This window comes from Mesorhizobium sp. M2A.F.Ca.ET.039.01.1.1, from assembly GCF_003998035.1.
Classification (GTDB): Bacteria; Pseudomonadota; Alphaproteobacteria; order Rhizobiales; family Rhizobiaceae; genus Mesorhizobium.
In genome coordinates, this window is record NZ_RZRY01001424.1 from 1 (window position 1) to 611 (window position 611).

The following is a 611-nucleotide window of genomic DNA, read 5'->3' on the forward strand; positions in this document are numbered from 1 at the left end:
GTGCAGAGGCGTCTGTCAGTAGCAGGTGTTACCCCGCGGGGGAAACGAGGGCCACATGTCTTCCGTCACGCGCGGGCGGTCGAACTGCTGCGCGCGTCGGTTCCGCAAAAGATCATTGGCGATGTGCTCGGGCATCGATCGACCCAGTCTACGAACGCTTATCTCAAGCTGGCCACCGAGGATCTGCGGGCAGTGGCGCTCGACGTGCCCGGATCGGAGGTGCTGTTATGAGCGCCTGGCCCGATTCCGATCGCACTGTTGTCGCTGACTTTCTGCAAGCATCCCAGTTCGAGCAGAGAAGCTGCCTCACTTATCGTTGTATCCTTCGCAGCTTTGATGACGTTGCGCGCCGTCACCAGGTAGTCGACCGCCAGATGCTCGTGGCGTGGCTGAACGAAATGGAAAAGCGTTGGCAATCGCCGTCGCTGTTGAACCAGGTCTGCATAGTCGATCGCTTCCTCGACTATCTCGTCGAGATGGGGTTGATCGCCAACAACCCCGTCGCCGTGCTCCGCAGTCAGCACAACGTCAAACAGAACAAGCCAATCTGGCGGGCTCTCGCGTCCCCCAACCCCGATAAGGCTCTTGCTGCGCTACACCGGCCAGCGCCC

The 611-nt window shown here is 60.6% G+C and carries 1 protein-coding gene and 1 pseudogene; both read left to right on the top strand.

Features of this window, described 5'->3' with window-relative positions:
* The coding region (locus tag EOA24_RS40235; protein ID WP_145992591.1) for a tyrosine-type recombinase/integrase at positions 1 to 231 on the top strand (231 nt) is incomplete at its 5' end.
* Positions 228 to 611: pseudogene (locus EOA24_RS40240) on the top strand (integrase); the annotation flags it as partial. The gene EOA24_RS40235 and the pseudogene EOA24_RS40240, both read left to right, overlap by 4 nt.